Here is a 17,872-nt window from a genome sequence, read left to right as displayed (position 1 = left end):
AGCTTAATAGCGAATTGACCAGAACCAACAAGGCTTTCTTTAACGTACAGATGAGTCCCGCTTATGGTGAAGATAAAGCCATGACGCGGGAAGACTGGTATCAGGCGGCTGATATCCTGGCCGCTGAAACAGGATATGCGGATCAGCGCAGGATTATTGTGCTGCACACCAAGAAAGGTCGCACTCATGCACATGTGATATGGGAACGCTATAATCATGAAAGCGGCAAAATGATTGATAACAAGCAAAGCCGCTACAAGGTGGATGCAGCAAGGCCAAAGATTGAACAGGCATTAGGCCATAAGGCAACCAACCGCCGCAACCCGCACAAAAACGAAATTAAAGAAACCGTTACAGAGATTTGGAACCGCACATCGACCGGTAAAGCATTTATGGCCGAAGTGCGTAAGTCTGGTTATATGGTTGCCGCAGGCTCCGGTAGTCGTCCATTTATGATTGTGGACGGTAACGGGCGAAGCTTTGACCTGGTACGGCAGATTGACGGCGCAAAGACCAAAGATGTAAGGGAACGCCTGCGCCACGAAAAACTGATCCTGGATAAACAGGCTATCGACCTGATGCGTAAGGAAACCGTAGAAAGCGGCGGCAAACGCGATAAACAGAAAACGGAACATAAGCCAGCAGCCGCACCCACCGTCGCAGAAACGAACGCTTCGGAATTCGCGGTGAACCGCACTGATACCGTACAAGAAAATAAATCTGCTGTTGATAAGCGAAAACAAGAACAAGTTTTCGCAGCATTTAAGATAGAGGAAGAAAATATTGCGCCAGCGGTTAAAGCCGAAGCAAGCACACTAAATAAAGATCGGCAGCGTAAGGAAGCTATTGCTAAGCAATTTGCCGATAACGATTTAAGCGGCAAAAGCCAGCCATCCGAACATGAATTGGAAATGCAAAAGATCATGGCAGAGCAAGAGCGTATCAGGCAGCGCAATTTGACCAGGAAACGGCATCGTTAGTTTTGGGTCAATTACCTATCTTAGGCACTAATAAACGACCCGTTATGAGTTTGCCGGAATTATATGCGCAGCAGGAGCGCGAATTAAAACAATACCAAGAAATCCGGCAACAGGTTTGGGATAGGCTGCAACAGGAGCAACAGGAATTTATTGCAGCCTTTGGCAGTAAAGAACAGTTGCCCGAACATATTCAACAGCGCATTGACAAGCAAATAGAAGATCATAACCAGGAATGGGCGCAGGATACCGGATTGCGTTATCAGGAATTGCAACACAATCATATTGCCCAGCGTGAGGCAATAGTTGGCAAAGCCATTTCTACACCAAGACCCTTATCAGCCAGAAAAATTTCCCCGGCGGACAAGAATGCCGAGCAGATGAATGACAATCAAAAAGCGATGCTTGATAAACTTAAAAACTCACGCGCTGGTAGTAAGACAGCCAGCCAAGAGAAAAAGCCACTTCCACCTAAGAAATCAGATTTACCTAGTCAGCAGGAGCTACAGAAAATTATCGCACAACAAAAAGCCATTCAAGAACATAAATTGAACAAAAAACGCGGTAGATAAGTGATATTGGATATCACCTGTTAAATAAGTCAATAATTACGAAAGGAGATTTACCTGAGCCACGCCCGGCACTAACTATTATTTTCCTCTGCCAAAGGCATTCACCCGCCCATCCAAAATAACAGCCAGCTTCGTTCATTTAAACTCCGGTTAGTCATCCCCTGTAATCACTAACCAACACAGGAGAAATACAATGACCAATTATTACACTGAAAATTTTGCCGAATTTGGATTTTCTGAAATTAAAACTTTGCAGGAAATTTTGTCAGCATGGATTAAAAGCGGTTTACCCAACGGCTTTGATAATGATGGTGTAAAACCGGCTTTGAACAAAAACAGCGGCTATGTATTCTTAACCAACAATGAGTACCAGGTTGCAATGCTAAACGAGAGCAGATTAGAAATTTACCACAACTTGCCTTATAGTGGCATTGAAGGATTTTTAGAGGATATTATTTCCGAATACACACAAGAAGAACTTCATCAAGAAGATCTTGAATATATTAGAAACGCCGCTGAGATTGATGGCATCACGCAACCAACGTCAAAAATTTAAAATAAATAGCCTCTGGTTTTTAAACCGGAGGCTAATTTGATTGTCGTTATCATTCTTTTTAATTGGGTAAATTAACACGTCAATAAAGCCGCAAATAATTGGCTGATTTAATAATGAGGAACAACTGGCGCACCCTCAACGCAATAAAGTGTCTGTGAAGTAAAAGCGCTTTTAGCGGCTTCAAATGTTGGGGTAGCACTAAGTTTAGGACTGTAAATTAAATGAACAGTGCCATCATAAATAGTCGGTCTTTTAGCAATAAATAATCGTAATTGATTATAGCCAGTAACTGATGCATTGAACCCGCTGACGCGTAAAAAAACTTTGCTGGTGGTATCACTCGGTTCCACAACTTCATCACCGTTTTTGATATTAGGAAAGCCTAAGTAATAAAAATCAGCGGAATATTTTGTAACAGTGCCGGAATTTGCATTTACCCATTGAAACTTTAATGGGCCACCAAAAGAAAAATTATCCAGCGGTGTATCTCTAAAGTAACTAAGGAAAGTATTGCTTGTTAAGCTATTAGTAGTCGATGAAGTGCCGACTGTGGTTGAACCCGTGTTCATGTAAACAACTTGGTCTTCGACAATGTATGGATTGTTTGCTAATGGGGCAGCCATTTGTACATCGACAACGTTAATGTTGCCGGTAAAGAAACGATTGAAAAAATCACCTTTGTAATCATTGTTTTTTCTATTAAAGTTATAGCCAATATAAGTGACATTCGTGAAAAAACCCGCTGTTCCAGGAGTTTTAGCCCGTACCATGTCAGCCATCACAATATTTAGTTGGTTATACCCCGTCTTGGATTTATCAAACCCTTTAATTTTAAAACAGAAGCCTGTGGCCGCTGTGTCTGCAACTTTCCCATTGTCTATTACAGCTCTATTCACCGAAACGAAGCCATCAGGTCCAAAGCCATCGGGCAAGGTTGCGTAATTACCGGCATTCACTAATTCAGCCGTAGTACCAGTGCCTATACCGGGTTTGAAAATAACTTTATTGCCACCCCCATATAGCTGAACAACAGTCAGTTTATCATTGTCATCGACATTTAATAAAATACGACTGACAGCAATCGTTTTAACAACGTAGCCATTATAGCTTGTTGAATTACCTGTCGTAACGATGTTGCTCCCGCCTGTCGTGCCGCCTGTTGTTCCACCGGTTGTGCTGCCTGTTGATGGAACAGGTGTGTTTTTACTACATGAAAACAAGGCTATTGGCAGCACAAAGAATAGTTTAATTTTTTTCATATGATATAGTTTATTTTACTTCCACTAACATGCAGTCATCCCCACATTCAGCATAAAATGTACCCGTAAATGTTCTTGACGAACATTGGAACGTGTAGGTGTAATCATAGCCTTTATTGACAATAACACTTACTGTTCCGTCACTACCACAAGGAGGTTTGACTGTATAAAATTTTGTCATTGATCTTGAATTGCTTTGCAAACTGTGAGACACATTACTTCCGTCCTTATTTAGGGTTATCCCTGTCAAGGTTACAGAGCCACAAGCAAAGTCCTTTGTAGTGTAAAAAGTTATCTTTTTACCAATATTGCCCCCAATGCCACCCGTTACATTCGGACAGCCGCCCGATGAAATGGACGATTCATCTTTTTTCTTGCATGAGCTAATAAAAAAAATGCTGCCAATAAAGACCAGTAAAACGGTTTTTGCGATGTAAGAGAGTTTTTTCATTTTTATTGAAATATTTATTGTAATTAGTTTTTTGCGACGAGTGCTTAATCAATTCCAAAAGCAAAAACTTCAATGGAACTAACATTGAGGCTTGGCTTGGTTGAGTAATAATATTCGCCAGGTAGCAGTTTTTGGGATGGTGTTAACTGATAAACACCTGGCTTCAATGATTGAACGCTATAAGTTATTACTTCCTGTCCAGCCTTTGTTCCGCCAAAGCCCATTTTTTCGGAAGCGGCTCCACGTGATTTTTTATCAGCTTTAAGCAGATACAAGTTAAGTTCAGGCATCGAGCCACCGCCAGTATTAATAAGAAACTGCACAGAATCGGTTGCTTTGATCCTTATCGGCGATTTATCTCCGTTGATTGAGTAAACACGCCTTATACCGTTGAAGCCATATTTAGTACTTAGCGTTGCCGTACCTTTTTCCAGTGGCACTAATGCTTCGCTGGTTTTGTTATAAGCGTAAAGCTGATTAATTAAATCCAGCGCCATAACAGGCTGGCTCTTAGTTTTGGGAGTTGATACAGCAGATACGCTTTTAGATACTGTGCCGCCACTGTTTTTCTCAAACATGGCTTTTATTACACCATTGCTAATGCCTGCATTTTTAAGATCAATTAATTTTGCTGCTGATAAATCAAATTTTGCCTGTCCGCCTTGCAGTTTTGAGATAATTAAATCATCGTCCAACCCCGCTTGATGTAGTGAAACAACAGTGGAGTTGGTAATTAGGTCACTTGCTGAAACGGCTTGCTTTTTAGATTTTGATTGCGCCAATGATTGGTTGACTATCAGGCAAATAAAGATAGTCGTGCAGAGTAGATAATGTTTCATAGAATTTATTGTTTATACAAATCTACCAAACAATAATTAATTGTAGGCAAAAATGCCTACAATTAATTTGCATTTCAATTCCATTTTTGGACATGGCCGAACAGTCTAAGAATATTGATATTAAATTTTTCGGGCAGAACCTTCGCAAGGCAAGAGAGGCAAAAAAGCTGTCTATGCAGCAATTGGCAAATGTTGCTGAAATAGAAAAATCTCAAATTGCTCGTATCGAAATAGGCAGAAGTGATCCAAGGCTTTCCACGATACTCGTAATTGCGAAAGCACTAGAATTGGATGCAGTTGAACTGCTGAAAAAAAACCTTTAAGAAGCAGCCATACGCGAAATAACGAGAATACGTTTTAGACTCCCATTTTACACCCCTGGGTACTAATCTTATTGTAATACAGGGAATTGAACGGTTTTCTTCGACTTCACTGTATCAGACATTATCAAAACCGAATCTGCTTTGAATGTAGAATCCATTTGTTTAAGTTTTTTTGTAATTGCTGTCATACGATCGGAGTTTTGATTATCTGAGTAAGCCAACAAAGAAAGTCCTACTACCTGACATGCCGTTGCTATCCATAAAGCAGTAATCTGATATTTATTTAGATATTTTTTTTCTGCCATGATATTTCTCAATATTATGGCATTGTTATAATCATCAGAAAGGCTAATAGCAACAATTATTTGCTTTTATCAAAACACAGTTGACAAATCGGCCCATTTGTAATAGGAATAAAATCCTTTTACAATAGTGGGGTTCAGATGGACTTTTATCAAGTTGCAGAAATCGAAATCAGCTATAAACACCAGGGCGATATCAATATAAGGCCGAAGGTTATAAAGGGATTGGATGCCTATAATATATTGATCAACCAGTGGGATGCCAATAAGCTTGATTTACTTGAACAATCAAAAATTATCCTGCTTAACAGAGCAAATCGCGTTTTAGGTATTTGCAATTTATCTACAGGCGGTATCGCCGGAACAGTGGTTGATCCGCGTTTAGTATTTGTTACAGCGCTTAAGGCAAATGCCAGCGCAATCATCTTAGCGCACAATCATCCATCGGGAAACTTACTGCCAAGCGCGGCTGATAAACAAATCACGCATCGTTTAAAAGATGCAGGGAAGTTATTGGAAATCGAATTGTTGGATAGCCTCATAATAACCAGTGGGGGCTATTATTCTATTGTTGAAGAAATGGCCTATCACAAGATAAGGCGTGGAAATTCATTTAGCTTAGAAGTACAGCCGCCATTTTAATTGCCATGAAAAGAAAAATAATCAATCAGTTGTTTTTTCTTGTTGACAAGTGTAAATTTACAGTTTACAATTAGTTATGATTCAGGGTTTCAAGCATAAAGGGCTTCGGTTGCTATGGGAGCAAGGCAAGAGCAGCAAGCTTCCCGCTGACCAGATCAGCCGAATTGAACGAATGCTGGATATAATTGATTCTGCGCAACTGGTACCGGAAGACTTTGGGGCATTTCAAAACTGGAATATTCACAAGCTTTCCGGCGAGTTGAAAGATTTTTGGAGACTTAAGGTAAACAAGAATTATCGAATAATCTTTCGCTTTGATGGCCAGCACGCGTTTGATCTTGACTACATTGATTATCATTAAGGAGAAATAGAAATGGCAAGAGAAATGAGACACATTCACCCTGGTGAAATTTTACGTGAGGAAGTTATCACTGCGAATGAATTAACGGTAACCGAAGCCGCCAAGATGCTTGGTGTCTCGCGTGTGACGTTGCACAAAATAATTAACGAAAAATCCGACATTACGCCGGAGATGTCGTTTAGGATTGCAAAAGTATTCGGTGGCACGGCTGACATATGGGCAAATATGCAGACGAAATTCAATCTGCACTTAGCCGCTATTAAAACGAAAGGACTTAACTTAAAGCCCTTTCATCACCAGCAATCAATATAATAGCCAGTCTTAAAATGAAACCACACTATCCAATGCTGCATCTTCATTCTCGTGAATGAAATTAGCCTGGTAGCCCATCGTTGTTGTTATCGACGTATGACGATAGAACTTTTGCAGCATCTGCACAGATATTTTGCTGCCGGAGATATTACCAAAGCTGTGCCTGGCAATGTGCATGGTAACCTTCTTCGTAACTTTTGCTTCCTCTAACACCTTTTGTAATTGTTCGTTATTTTTACGCACACGGGTTTTGATACGGGTTTGAACCTCTATTTCATCATTTAGATCAGGCAAGGATTCCAGGTCAGGAAAAACCAAATCATGTCCAGGTTTTTCCCTGCGATATTGCTCAATAATTGCCAGAGCCTTTTCTGGTATTTTTAGGGAATCCGCCTTGGCGTTCTTATTCATTTTATAATACAAACGGCCATTTTGAATATCAGCCCATTTCATACGCATCACATCTGATATACGCATGCCTGCCAAGTAAAAGGAAAACAACCATAAATTGCGTGCATGGTTAGGATGAAAGCCCACTTTGGCGGTTTCAATGGCTTTAACATCCTCTGCGCTCAAACCAATTTTCAAAGATTCAGGGAATTTGATCTTGATCTTACCTTTACCGAATGGATAAAATTTGCGATCAACAAGATTGTTTTCAATGGCCTGGTTGTAAATGGTGCGGATCACCACCAAGTGATTAACCACTGTCCGCTCTGTAATGGTACGGGTGCCTTTCAGATAGGATTGAAACTTCTTTAAAAGCGGCACATCAATTTCAGAGAAATTGATATCAGAACCTTCCAGGAACTCTTTAAACCGTTCCACGCGGGAAGTATCAGCAGAAAGCTGATTGCCTTTGCCATTGACCTTTAATTGTTGGATATAAAGAGCGGCCTGTTTTAAAAACGTACCTTCTTTTGCTGATTGTACAGCTTTACCAATTGCCCGCGAGGATGTATCGGTATTGTTGGTTTCCAACTCAATCAGTTTTCCGTTGGTTTCTGATAGCTTTTTAGCGATCATATTATTTAATCTCGCAGCATTCGGATAAGATTTTTTTACCTTCTGTGACTTTTCATCCCAGTCTTTTAAATGAAAATAATGGTTAAGGGATATATAGGTTGTTTTGCGGTCTTTAGTTATTCTGATAACGAGCGGAAATGTACCGTCTGATTTTTTGTTTTGGCGAAGAACCGCCTTTACTGATGCCATTATTTCTTAAATTTGATATCATAAATATACGGAATTTATCTGAAACGAGGACAACAATAGGACAACAAATTATGATTTTTAATGGTTTTTAATGTTCTTTAATGAAGCCAAATATGCGTTAAAAGGCCATTAAAGGCTATTTTAAATTATCAGGTTTCAATATGTTCAAGACTTAAAATCCTGTTCCCGTTAAAGGAGTGCGGGTTCGATTCCCGCTCTGAGTACTTGACGGGAAGCACGTTCAGACAGACGTTGCTTCCCGTTTTTATTTCCCTTCAATTCCTTAGTAATCAAGTAGATAAGTTCAGCCCCTTCGTTCAATCTTGTGGTTCGATAATTCGTTCCGTCAAATCGTATGTTTTCGCGAAATATCGAACCTAGAATTTCCCTTTTTTTGAGCACATCGCAGCTTAAATATAGCTTTCTGAGTTGATTAAGGGCGTTTATGGCTTGGGAAATCATTCTGTCTATGCTTAAAATATTAGAGTTGTGTCCTTTTGCCTCTGCCAGTGAAAGTTCTAATCTTTTGATCCTATCCTCACACTCTCTTTTTATTTTTCTAAAATCGTCAGGATCTAACTTATCATCGAAAACCATATCCCTTGCTTTTGAAAGTTTAGTATTTAAGCTTTCAATTTCGGCAACGATTTCTTTTCTACCTGTGTGCGTAGCACCTTTGAACTTCTTATACACGTCTAGCGCTACCTCTTTATAAATTTCTTCCATCCCCTCTTTTGGCACAAACTTTTTAAGCTCATCGGCCATATTCTCATTCATAATGTCTGCCTTATACCGGCAACCACAACCGTATATATGTTGAGCGTGGTAGTAATAATAAACGCCATTCCTACCTTTAGATGCACTAGCTGTTAATTTACGGTCGCATGTTTCACAAGTGATAATTCCTTTGAGTGGCAAAGCCTCCTGTAATTTCACCCCCTGTAAACGGAGATTTATCTTTCTACCGGACAGTACATCCTGTACCTCCTGAAATAATCCTTCGGAAATCAACGGCTCATGCAAACCCTCAACCCATTGTTCGTCCTCGTCTTTATATTCCTTTACTACGATTTTACCGCAATAAACAGGGTTCCTTATTTCTCGGTAAAAATTCGACCTGCTAATTTTTAACCCTTTTTCATTCACCATTTGCCTTACCTGATCAGGTGCAAATACACCTTCAGCAATTGTTTTGAATATCCATTGCATTTGAGGTGCTTCAACAGGGTTAAGAACAATATATTTGGTACCATTGTCTCTAGTTTTGTTGTCGTAACCGTACGGAGCCCGCCCCATGTATCTGCCTTCCTTCCTTGCCCGTCTCATCCCCTGTTTAACATTGAGTGCCCTGCGATCATTCTCTACTTCCGGAGTTGCCAGATAAAATGCCAGCATGATCTTACTTTCAGGAATTTCCATATTAAGTGGTTGTTCAACTGCCTGTGGTTCTATTCCCAAATCACGCAAGGTGGCAATCATCTGATAAGCATCACTAGCGTTTCGGCTAAACCTGTCCCATTTAGTGAATACGATTAGGTCAGTATATCTTCCTTTAGTTTTTTTAAGGTCAACCAGCAATTTTTGCCATTCCGGCCGCTTAAAAGTTTTTGCTGAATGATCTTCAAAAATTACCTTCCGAATCTCAATGTAATTGGTTTCACAGTATTTTCTTAGACGATCTTCCTGGTCGCGTTGCGAATACCCTTTATCAGCTTGCTCATCTGTACTAACTCTTATATATAAATCGGCTGTTCTCATGAATTATAACTTAACATATTGATTTACAGATAATATAGCAATTTTATACATAAAATCCAAAATTATTTTCGCTTCTGCTTTGGTAACGGTTTGACCATGTTCTTTAAGTTTCGTAATCACCATTTCGGGTGTTACTTTCCTGCTTTTTGGATCAACGAAGTTCATAGGCATCTCATTTTTTAAATACAATAGTCTATAAAGATTATTCCGAACTTAGGGGAGTATAAAAGGGAGTACCCCAATATAAACTTATAAAAAACAGTTATGAGCATGGTAATGGAAGCGGCCGAGGAAGCTTGGCAAAAGGGTTTTTCAAATGTGCCTGAAACGATGGTATGCGCAGATCACATAAATCAATCACCGATCAAAATGTTTATTAACCGTACGGGATCGAGGGGCATTTGTGATTACTGCAATAGAAAAAAAATTGTCTTGGAACTTGAAAGCATTGTTGAATATATTATGGAAGCTGTAAGTCAATTTTATACTGATCCAGCAAATTTCATGAGCTATGAATCAGCTGAAGGCGGTTACCTTGGAAATGTGTACAGTGCAAATGAAATTTTGCAGGAAGATTTGGAAATAGATGCCGACAGCAATAAACTGTTTAATGATATTTACGATAGCCTTGATGACAATAAACCATGGTCAAATGAATTTGAATATTATAATCATGAGGGCGAGATTCGCCTTGAGCACTGGAATTATTTCAAGGAGGTTGTTAAAAATAAAAGTAGGTATTTTTTCTCGACCACATTAAATTTTAGAACTGATTATTACGAACTCAATGCATATGATATTTTAAAACATATAGATAAGATAGTCAGGAAATTTAAGCTCATTCAAACCTTGCCAAAAGGAACTAACTTTTATAGATGCAGGCAGCATCCTATTAAAGAACCTATTAATAGTTTCACTCAATTATGCTCTCCTCCAACTGAACATGCAATTCACCCTAACCGTATGAGCCCGGCAGGTATATCAATGTTTTATGGCGCATTTGAACTGGAAACTGCATTGAATGAAACCATTAACCTGACTGACACAAAAAACCGCAACTATACTTATGGTGTATTTTCTACAAAGAGAGATTTAAATATTCTTGACCTTAGCAAATGCCCACCGGTTCCCAATAAATTGGAACAGCGACTTTGGGGAAAATACTATTTAATTAGCTTTCTAAATGCGTTCATTGACGACTTGACACAAGGTGTAGAAAAGGATGGTCGAATACATATCGAGTATGTACCTACCCAGGTTGTGACTGAATACTTTCGCTATACTTTTACCACGCGAAAATTTCGAGGGCTAGATGGCATTATTTATCCGTCTTCTAAAAATCGAGGTGGTCGTGCTTGCGTTCTATTTTTCGATCATGAGGAAAGCCTAGAAAATCTTGACCTCTCTGCTAAAAGCCTGACAACAAAAAGAATTTAGAATACTCTTTTGATTAAGTTTGATTATTTTTAACTTACAGACAAATTATAGCTTTAAACCTATACCAATGGCTGACCTTTCACTGAGTATTTTTGGAAAATCGTTAACTGATTTATCATATGCAGACGTAACCAATTTCTTTACGACAGATCACGGGGAAAGCAATACCGTAGAATTTAAGGCTTACTCACCACAGTTCGGCAACTTCAATCAAAACATTAAAGGAATCATAAGGGCTATATGCGGCCTTTTAAATTCTGATGGAGGTATTGTAGTTTGGGGAGCTCCACTCGGAACTGTTGATCAGGCAACTAACGAGAAAAAGTTTATTGGGGCACTTGCCCCAGTTCCTGACTACAAAGAAAAAGACTGGATGATAAATAAAATATCTGACAGTATAACACCGCTTCCGACCGGAATAAAGGTGTCGGTCTTGCAAAATTCCCCCGCTGAAAATATCTATATTATTGAGGTACAATCAAGTCCTTATAAGCCCCATCAATTTGATAATACCTATTTTGTAAGATTGGACGGACAAACCAAGCCGGCTCCCCATTATTTTATAGAAGCATTATTCAGAAGAATAACATATCCTAACATTGAAGGATACCTGAAAATTGAAAAAGCTGGATTAATACAAAATCCATCTCGCTACTATTTAACCGTCAGAATTTTTTTATTTAATTTTTCCCAATTACAAAATGAGGAAAACATTAAAATCCGACTTCTTACTGTTCCTGGTGTGTTTCAAAGTCGCATGGGAAATCAAGACCCATATAACCATGTACAAGATATCGGTATGCTACATTTTGGCCTAGTACATAATCATACTGATACGATAATACTCACAACACAAGAGTTGGCTCAAAGCAATAATATAGTACGCATTTCTTTGACATACACAGGAAAGCATTCACCCGCAAAAGCATCTGATTACACTATTAACCTTGGTAATATAGATTTGGGTAATCCAGCAAACACACTTCCGATGATTGTGGAAATGAAAGAGAATAAATTATTTGCTGAGCGACAAGAACAGCTCGGAACAACGCGAGAAAGCACCTTGCAAAGTGCCTTGGGGCGTGCTCCCAGTAACTAAGATGCATGCTTCAGCTACTAAATTGACTTGGAAGACTTTCGATCCTCAAAAAGATGACTCCAAAAATCTTCATAAGAAAATGGGCAATTATTTGATATGCCTCAAGAATCATATTGAATTCCCAGCCTGTAAAATCGCTCCGTTATTTACTACGTTTGAAGGAAAAAAGGTAATTTATACAGGGATTGCAAGCAAATGTCTTTTAACGCGAGATTATAAACAGCATTTCACAAAATGTAATGCTGGGCAATCTACATTACGCAAAAGCTTGGGAGTTATTATGGGTTTCAAACAGATACCCCGTGACAAGGTAATGAATAACAAAACCAAATTTGAACTTCACAATGAAATGCTATTGTCTGACTGGATGATAAATAACCTAATTCTTTACTACGCCGAAAATTTGAATTATAGCTTGGACGAAGATAAACTCATTTTACAGTTTAACCCGCCCCTCAACCTTAAGAAAAACTACAGCAGCGAAAATATAGCCTTTCGCAAGTACCTTTCCTCATTAAGAAATGATAAAAGTTAGGGACACCCTACCTTACTCCCCATAACCGCAAAACTTACCTGCCCACCTTTGGCTGTAAAAAAATACAACAGCCATGAAAGGACAACTCAACCCGCAGGTAAAAGGACGCAAGTATAACGGCACTCCCTACCTCAAACTCAAAAAGGTAAAACCCTATCCGCGCAAGAAGTTGCGCCAGCGGCTTCGGGCATCCATCTCTTTGCTGATCGCAGAACTGCATCCTGAGACGGGTTACAGCCCTGGCGTGTAACGCCATTTCACCCACCATTAATTAGGAGATAAATGAAGTGCAGCAGCGATGTTTTAAGGGAGCTTTTTGGCAAACGCGGGTTCGCAGCAAGATGGATTTTTGCATGCAAAAACATCTTGCTGCCCTTGCGGTCAGGGGGCATACTCGGAACTCGTATGCCCTGAAGAATAATAAAGTGTATGTCAAGACCAAAACTAAAAGATGATAAACAGCGGTTGAGTTACTCGATCATCATTCGGGTGAATGAGGCGACTTTTCAGCGACTGGAAAAGCTTGCTGAAAACAGTAGCTATAGAACCGTTGCCGAGGTGGCCCGCAAAATACTTTCCAATGAAAAGCTAAACGTCTTTCATAAGGATGCCACGATGAACGGGCCAATGGAAGAGCTGGCACTGATCAGAAAAGAACTCAAAGCCATCGGCATCAACATCAACCAGCAGACCCATCACTTCCATATCAGTGCCCATGCCAATGAACGCGCCTATTATGTCCAGCAGACGGCAGCGCTGTATAAACAGGTAGATGGCAAAGTGGATAGCCTATTGGTACTCGTCGGAAAACTTGCAGAAAAATGGTTGCAAAAATAGAGAGCGGGAAGGGAATGCGCGGCATCCTTCATTACAACGAGGATAAAGTCCAGGCTGGCACAGCCCAGCTTATACTGGCCAGCGGCTTTGCTGGCGACATTGACAAAATGAGCTTAGTTCAAAAGCTGAACCGTTTTAAACACCTTACTGACCTGAATGCAAAAGTCAAAACCAATGCCCTGCACATCTCCTTGAATTTCGACGCATCGGATAAACTCGACAACGTACGGCTACAAAAAATCGCAACGGAATACATGGAACGCATCGGTTTCGGCGATCAGCCTTTCCTGGTATATCGGCACGAAGATGCGCATCATCCACATGTTCATATCGCAACCACCAATATCCGGCGTGATGGCCAGCGAATCGATATCCACGGTATCGGTTACCGGCTTTCAGAACCGGCAAGGAAAGAACTGGAAAAAAAATACGGCCTGGTTAAAGCAGAAGGCCGCCAAATGCAGCAAGATCAATCGGTCAATGTTGCTAAGTATGGAGAAAAGCCGACCAGGCAAGTCATCAGTAACATCGTTACCAGGGTTGCGTGGGAATATGCCTTCACTTCTTTCGCAGAATACAAAGCGGTTTTGCAGGGGTTTGGCATCCTGGCAGACCGTGGCGCTGAGGATACCAGGATGTTTGAAAAAAGGGGGCTGCAATATGCCATTCTTGACAATCAGGGAAAAGCTGTTGGTATTCCGGTAAAAGCGAGCAGTATCTATAGCAAACCGACACTGAACAACATTGAAAAAAAGTTTACCCCAAACCGGGAAAAACGAAAAAAATATAAAGATGCCCTCATAAAAACCCTGCATTCGGTACTGAACCGGGCTAATCACGCAAGTGCGGGGCCGTTGGAAATGGAACTGGTTAAGCGTGGCATCCGGCCCGTGTTCAGGAGAAGCGAAAACGGTCGTCTTTATGGTATTACCTATATCGACCAACGAAACAAAACCGTCTTTAACGGCAGTGATCTTGCTAAGGCTTACAGTGCAAAGGCGATAGAAGAAAAATTGCGCCAGTCGACGCACTTACAAAGTACGACAGTAAAGCAAGCGACCGGAAAAGTGCCGTCGCAAATGACAAGTCCGCAGGCACCAACCTATTTAAAAGCACCGGAGCCGACCAACTTCTTGGAAATGGTATTGGCGCGAACCGATCCTGAACAATCGACCGGTGTACCGAAAACACGAAGGAAGCGCAAAAAAGGAAAACAAGTTCAACAAGATAATCAATTGACATTATGAATACAGGAGAAGACGCGCAGGGCCTGCGCAAGATCATCGACTTTAGCCGCCTGATCAGCATTTTTGTTTTGGCTATACATTTTTACTTGACCTGCTACCTGGCTTTTCAGCAGTGGGGCATCACGGCGGCAATCACCGACAGGCTGGTTAGCAATATCGCAAAAATCGGTTGGCTGAACGGTACAGTCCAACCCAAACTGGTGGCACTGCTATTTCTTGCCGTATCACTGCTTGGAGCAAAAGGCCGCAAGGATGAAAAAGCAAACCGGCGAAACATAGCGGCGTGGCTGGTTATAGGGCTGCTGGTCTACGGCCTGTCTTTTTTGGTTTTATACCTGCACAACGGTCATACCACAGCGGCAATCCTGTACATAAGCTTAACGGCGACAGGCTACCTGCTGATCCTTAACGGCGGCGTCAGGTTGTCAAGGCTCATCAAAAGCAAACTGAATACCGATGTGTTCAACTCAGAAAATGAAACATTCCCGCAGGAGGAACGGTACCTGGACAACGAGTACAGCATCAACCTCCCGGCAAAATACCGGCTGAAGGGAAAGGTCAGGGAAAGCTGGATCAACGTGATTAATCCTTTTCGCGGCCTGCTGGTTGCAGGGACACCGGGAGCCGGAAAAAGTTATTTTGTCATCCGCCACATCATTGACCAGCATATCCGCAAGGGTTTTACCATGTTCATTTATGATTTTAAGTACGATGATCTCACCCGGATCGCTTACAATAAGTTGTTGCAGTATAAAAAGCACTACAAAAAAGTACCTGCCTTTTACATCATCAATTTTGACGACCTCAGTCGTACGCACCGTTGTAATCCTCTCCATCCCGAAAGTATGGACGACCTTACGGACGCGACCGAGGCGAGCCGTACCATTATGATGGGTTTAAACCGGGAATGGATAAAAAAGCAGGGCGATTTCTTCGTGGAAAGTCCGATCAATTTTTTGACGGCTGTCATCTGGTATTTGCGTAAGTACGAAAACGGGAAGTATTGCACCCTGCCGCACGTCATTGAGCTGATGCAAATGGACTATGACCGTCTTTTCGCCATCCTGCAACAGCAGCCTGAAATACAGGTGTTGATCAATCCGTTTATTTCTGCATGGCAGAACGATGCGCAGGCACAACTGGAGGGACAGATCGCAAGTGCTAAGATCGGTTTGGCAAGGCTGGCCTCGCCATCACTGTATTATGTTTTATCAGGAAATAATTTCACGCTGGACATCAACGATCCTGAAAACCCCAAGATCATCTGTGTGGGCAACAATCCCCAGAAATTGCAAACCTATGGCGCGGTGCTATCCTTGTACATCTCACGGATGATCAAACTGGTCAACCGCAAAAGCCAGCAGAAAAGCAGTTTGGTATTTGATGAATTTCCGACGATCTATTTCAATAATATGGATAGCCTGATCGCTACAGCACGGAGCAATAAGGTCGCTACCACATTAGCGGTTCAGGACTTCAGCCAGCTGCGCAAGGACTATGGCAGGGAACAGGCGGACGTCATTACAGGTATTGTTGGCAATATCATTAGCGGACAGGTCACCGGTGACACGGCCAAAAAGCTATCCGAGAGTTTTGGAAAGATATTGCAGGACAAGGAAAGCCGGAGTATCAGCAGTTCGGATACCTCCATTTCAAGATCAACCCAACTGGATTTTGCCGTACCGGCGAGCAAGATCGCCTCTCTGTCCTCCGGCGAGTTCGTGGGGATCGTGGCTGATAACCCCGATCAGAAGATACAACTTAAAGTTTTTCATGGAGAGATACAGAACGACCATGCGGCTATAGCACGCGAAGAAAAAGGATACAAAGATATACCTGTGATTGCGCAGGTTAGCGCGACAGACATCAGCGAAAACTATCAGGCCATCAAAAAAGATGTGGAACGCTTGGTCATTGCTGAATGCAAAAAAATTGAAGATCAACGGACAAAACAAAGCGAAACGGAAAAGCCGGAAAAAGCTGCCCGGGGAACAGGTAGGCAGCGTGCTAAAGTGCCTGGCGGACGAAAAAAACAAAGAGATCATGAAGACCCGCCTCAGCAAAGACTATCATTATGACACGGTTAGCTTAGTAACATTGTTATCGGCACGGCATGACGCGCCTGACCGATGAAGAGCTGACCGGTTCGGCTAACAAGGCCGGTTTGCTGGAACGTTACCTGTTCCTTTTAGGTGCGGAAAGCCAGCCGGTGATCCGTGATGTACATTTGAAGGACGGTATCCGTATCGGAGATAAACGGGCGGAACTTTATACCCTGTCCGATGCGGAAAACCTGCCCGCATTTTGCGGCAGCCGTATCAATTATGACCGATATTCTACCGATAAGACCAAGTACAGCATCGGCTTTGCCTCGCCCCTGGGCCAGTTCCTGGATTGTAACCACATCTATTCACAGTACATCTTTATCGGGGATGCGCAGCAGACCCTCAAGCAGCTGGAAGCAAAAAAATTGCGCTTGCAATCGCTATCCGCTTATTCCCGTGAGAATGCGGTATCCCGCGATGCCTGCAACGATTTTCTGAACGAGGCGGTTTCCACCGGGAAGCTACCGGTTAAAGCCCACTTCAATGTGCTTTGCTGGGCGGACAGCGATGAGGAGGCCGCTTTGCTGAAGAACAAGGTCGGCTCTGCAATGGCCTCGATGGATGCGGTCTGTAAACAGGAAACCGATGGTGCGCCGCAGATCTGGTTTGCAGGTATCCCCGGAAACGCGGGTGATTTTCCCATGAACGATACCTTTGATACGTTTGCCGAACAGGCCTGTTGCTTTCTGAATATGGAAACCAGCTACCGCAGCTCCCTGTCACCTTTTGGCATCCGGCTGGGTGAACGGAATTCCGGTTATCCCGTACACGTGGACATATCGGATGAGCCGATGAAGCGAGGCTGGACGACCAACCGCAACAAGTTTATCATCGGACCGTCGGGTTCAGGTAAAAGTTTTTTCACCAATCACCTGGTCAGGGCCTATTATGAGCAGGGGGCGCATCTGGTCATTGTCGATGTCGGCCACAGTTATAAAGGGATCTCTGATCTGGTAGGCGGCTATTATTTTACCTACTCCGAGGAAAACCCGATCAGGTTCAATCCTTTCTATATTGCCGGGGGCGATGTGCTGGATACCGAAAA

General features: G+C 41.9%; 22 protein-coding genes. 15 read left to right on the top strand and 7 right to left on the bottom strand.

The annotated features are described in order from the left end of the window. From ACE5CV_RS13440 to ACE5CV_RS13430, 3 genes are all read left to right on the top strand, one after another. The coding region (locus ACE5CV_RS13440; protein ID WP_374950697.1) for a relaxase/mobilization nuclease domain-containing protein at positions 1-980 on the top strand (980 nt) is incomplete at its 5' end. Positions 981-1,024: 44 nt separating this feature from the next. Next, positions 1,025-1,549: a hypothetical protein gene (locus ACE5CV_RS13435; protein WP_374950696.1), complete on the top strand. Its 525-nt coding sequence runs from the start codon at positions 1,025-1,027 to the stop codon at positions 1,547-1,549. Between the two features lie 193 nt (positions 1,550-1,742). Further along, on the top strand, positions 1,743-2,105 hold the full coding sequence (locus tag ACE5CV_RS13430; protein WP_374950695.1) for a hypothetical protein: 363 nt from the start codon (positions 1,743-1,745) through the stop codon (positions 2,103-2,105). Between the two features lie 107 nt (positions 2,106-2,212). On the opposite strand, the gene ACE5CV_RS13425 is transcribed toward ACE5CV_RS13430, so the two are convergent. Genes ACE5CV_RS13425 through ACE5CV_RS13415 form a run of 3 tightly spaced genes read right to left on the bottom strand, consistent with a single transcriptional unit; the run spans position 2,213 to position 4,654 of the window. Continuing rightward, on the bottom strand, positions 2,213-3,364 hold the full coding sequence (locus ACE5CV_RS13425; protein ID WP_374950694.1) for a hypothetical protein: 1,152 nt from the start codon (positions 3,362-3,364) through the stop codon (positions 2,213-2,215). A gap of 10 nt (positions 3,365-3,374) precedes the next feature. Further along, a complete protein-coding gene (locus ACE5CV_RS13420) occupies positions 3,375-3,815 on the bottom strand; it encodes a hypothetical protein (protein ID WP_374950693.1) in 441 nt (146 codons plus the stop codon). Positions 3,816-3,859: 44 nt separating this feature from the next. Continuing rightward, positions 3,860-4,654 (bottom strand): hypothetical protein, encoded by a 795-nt coding sequence (locus ACE5CV_RS13415; protein ID WP_374950692.1) that lies wholly within the window; start codon positions 4,652-4,654, stop codon positions 3,860-3,862. Positions 4,655-4,746: 92 nt separating this feature from the next. On the opposite strand from ACE5CV_RS13415, the gene ACE5CV_RS13410 reads away from it, so the two are divergent. Beyond that, entirely contained in the window at positions 4,747-4,977 is a 231-nt protein-coding gene (locus ACE5CV_RS13410) for a helix-turn-helix domain-containing protein (protein WP_374950691.1), read from the top strand. A 68-nt stretch (positions 4,978-5,045) separates the two neighbouring features. Here ACE5CV_RS13410 and ACE5CV_RS13405 read toward each other — a convergent pair whose 3' ends face one another. Then, the gene (locus ACE5CV_RS13405; protein ID WP_374950690.1) at positions 5,046-5,282 is read right to left on the bottom strand and encodes a hypothetical protein; all 237 of its coding nucleotides are present in this window, start codon (positions 5,280-5,282) and stop codon (positions 5,046-5,048) included. A 138-nt stretch (positions 5,283-5,420) separates the two neighbouring features. Here ACE5CV_RS13405 and ACE5CV_RS13400 point away from each other — a divergent pair, with 138 nt between their 5' ends. The 3 genes from ACE5CV_RS13400 (at position 5,421) to ACE5CV_RS13390 (ending at position 6,594) form a co-directional block, all read left to right on the top strand. Further along, positions 5,421-5,921 carry a JAB domain-containing protein gene (locus ACE5CV_RS13400; RefSeq protein ID WP_374950689.1) on the top strand — a complete coding sequence of 167 codons (501 nt, stop codon included), beginning with the start codon at positions 5,421-5,423 and terminating at the stop codon, positions 5,919-5,921. 76 nt (positions 5,922-5,997) lie between these two features. Beyond that, entirely contained in the window at positions 5,998-6,282 is a 285-nt protein-coding gene (locus tag ACE5CV_RS13395; RefSeq protein WP_374950688.1) for a type II toxin-antitoxin system RelE/ParE family toxin, read from the top strand. 12 nt (positions 6,283-6,294) lie between these two features. Further along, positions 6,295-6,594 (top strand): HigA family addiction module antitoxin, encoded by a 300-nt coding sequence (locus tag ACE5CV_RS13390; protein WP_374950687.1) that lies wholly within the window; start codon positions 6,295-6,297, stop codon positions 6,592-6,594. 9 nt (positions 6,595-6,603) lie between these two features. Here ACE5CV_RS13390 and ACE5CV_RS13385 read toward each other — a convergent pair whose 3' ends face one another. The 3 genes from ACE5CV_RS13385 to ACE5CV_RS13375 all read right to left on the bottom strand — a co-directional run bounded on the left by ACE5CV_RS13385 (position 6,604) and on the right by ACE5CV_RS13375 (position 9,732). Beyond that, positions 6,604-7,809, bottom strand: coding sequence for a phage integrase SAM-like domain-containing protein (locus ACE5CV_RS13385; RefSeq protein WP_374950686.1), 1,206 nt, complete (start codon positions 7,807-7,809; stop codon positions 6,604-6,606). Positions 7,810-7,998: 189 nt separating this feature from the next. Further along, positions 7,999-9,567: a recombinase family protein gene (locus ACE5CV_RS13380; protein ID WP_374950685.1), complete on the bottom strand. Its 1,569-nt coding sequence runs from the start codon at positions 9,565-9,567 to the stop codon at positions 7,999-8,001. Positions 9,568-9,570: 3 nt separating this feature from the next. Then, the gene (locus ACE5CV_RS13375) at positions 9,571-9,732 is read right to left on the bottom strand and encodes a hypothetical protein (RefSeq protein ID WP_374950684.1); all 162 of its coding nucleotides are present in this window, start codon (positions 9,730-9,732) and stop codon (positions 9,571-9,573) included. A 99-nt stretch (positions 9,733-9,831) separates the two neighbouring features. Between ACE5CV_RS13375 and ACE5CV_RS13370 the strand changes: the two genes are divergently transcribed. From ACE5CV_RS13370 to ACE5CV_RS13335, 8 genes are all read left to right on the top strand, one after another. Beyond that, positions 9,832-11,004, top strand: a complete 1,173-nt coding sequence (locus ACE5CV_RS13370; RefSeq protein WP_374950683.1) for a HEPN-associated N-terminal domain-containing protein — start codon at positions 9,832-9,834, stop codon at positions 11,002-11,004. 67 nt (positions 11,005-11,071) lie between these two features. After that, positions 11,072-12,103, top strand: a complete 1,032-nt coding sequence (locus ACE5CV_RS13365; protein ID WP_374950682.1) for a helix-turn-helix domain-containing protein — start codon at positions 11,072-11,074, stop codon at positions 12,101-12,103. Between the two features lies 1 nt (position 12,104). Continuing rightward, on the top strand, positions 12,105-12,638 hold the full coding sequence (locus tag ACE5CV_RS13360) for a GIY-YIG nuclease family protein (RefSeq protein ID WP_374950681.1): 534 nt from the start codon (positions 12,105-12,107) through the stop codon (positions 12,636-12,638). Positions 12,639-12,711: 73 nt separating this feature from the next. Then, positions 12,712-12,888 carry a hypothetical protein gene (locus ACE5CV_RS13355; RefSeq protein WP_374950680.1) on the top strand — a complete coding sequence of 59 codons (177 nt, stop codon included), beginning with the start codon at positions 12,712-12,714 and terminating at the stop codon, positions 12,886-12,888. Positions 12,889-13,067: 179 nt separating this feature from the next. Next, complete coding sequence (locus tag ACE5CV_RS13350; RefSeq protein ID WP_374950679.1) at positions 13,068-13,475, top strand: mobilization protein; 408 nt, start codon at positions 13,068-13,070, stop codon at positions 13,473-13,475. Then, positions 13,460-14,722, top strand: coding sequence for a relaxase/mobilization nuclease domain-containing protein (locus ACE5CV_RS13345; RefSeq protein ID WP_374950678.1), 1,263 nt, complete (start codon positions 13,460-13,462; stop codon positions 14,720-14,722). Before ACE5CV_RS13350 ends, ACE5CV_RS13345 begins: the two co-directional genes overlap by 16 nt. Further along, the gene (gene mobC / locus ACE5CV_RS13340) at positions 14,719-16,800 is read left to right on the top strand and encodes a conjugal transfer protein MobC (RefSeq protein ID WP_374950677.1); all 2,082 of its coding nucleotides are present in this window, start codon (positions 14,719-14,721) and stop codon (positions 16,798-16,800) included. The genes ACE5CV_RS13345 and mobC overlap by 4 nt, the downstream gene beginning before the upstream one ends. A gap of 35 nt (positions 16,801-16,835) precedes the next feature. Further along, positions 16,836-17,872 (top strand): TraG family conjugative transposon ATPase (locus tag ACE5CV_RS13335; protein WP_374950676.1); only part of this gene is annotated, 1,037 nt, incomplete at its 3' end.

Source organism: Mucilaginibacter sp. (genome assembly GCF_964263795.1).
Lineage (GTDB): Bacteria > Bacteroidota > Bacteroidia > Sphingobacteriales > Sphingobacteriaceae > Mucilaginibacter.
Note: the sequence above shows the minus strand (reverse complement) of the source record. Positions and strands in the feature narration are given on the sequence as shown.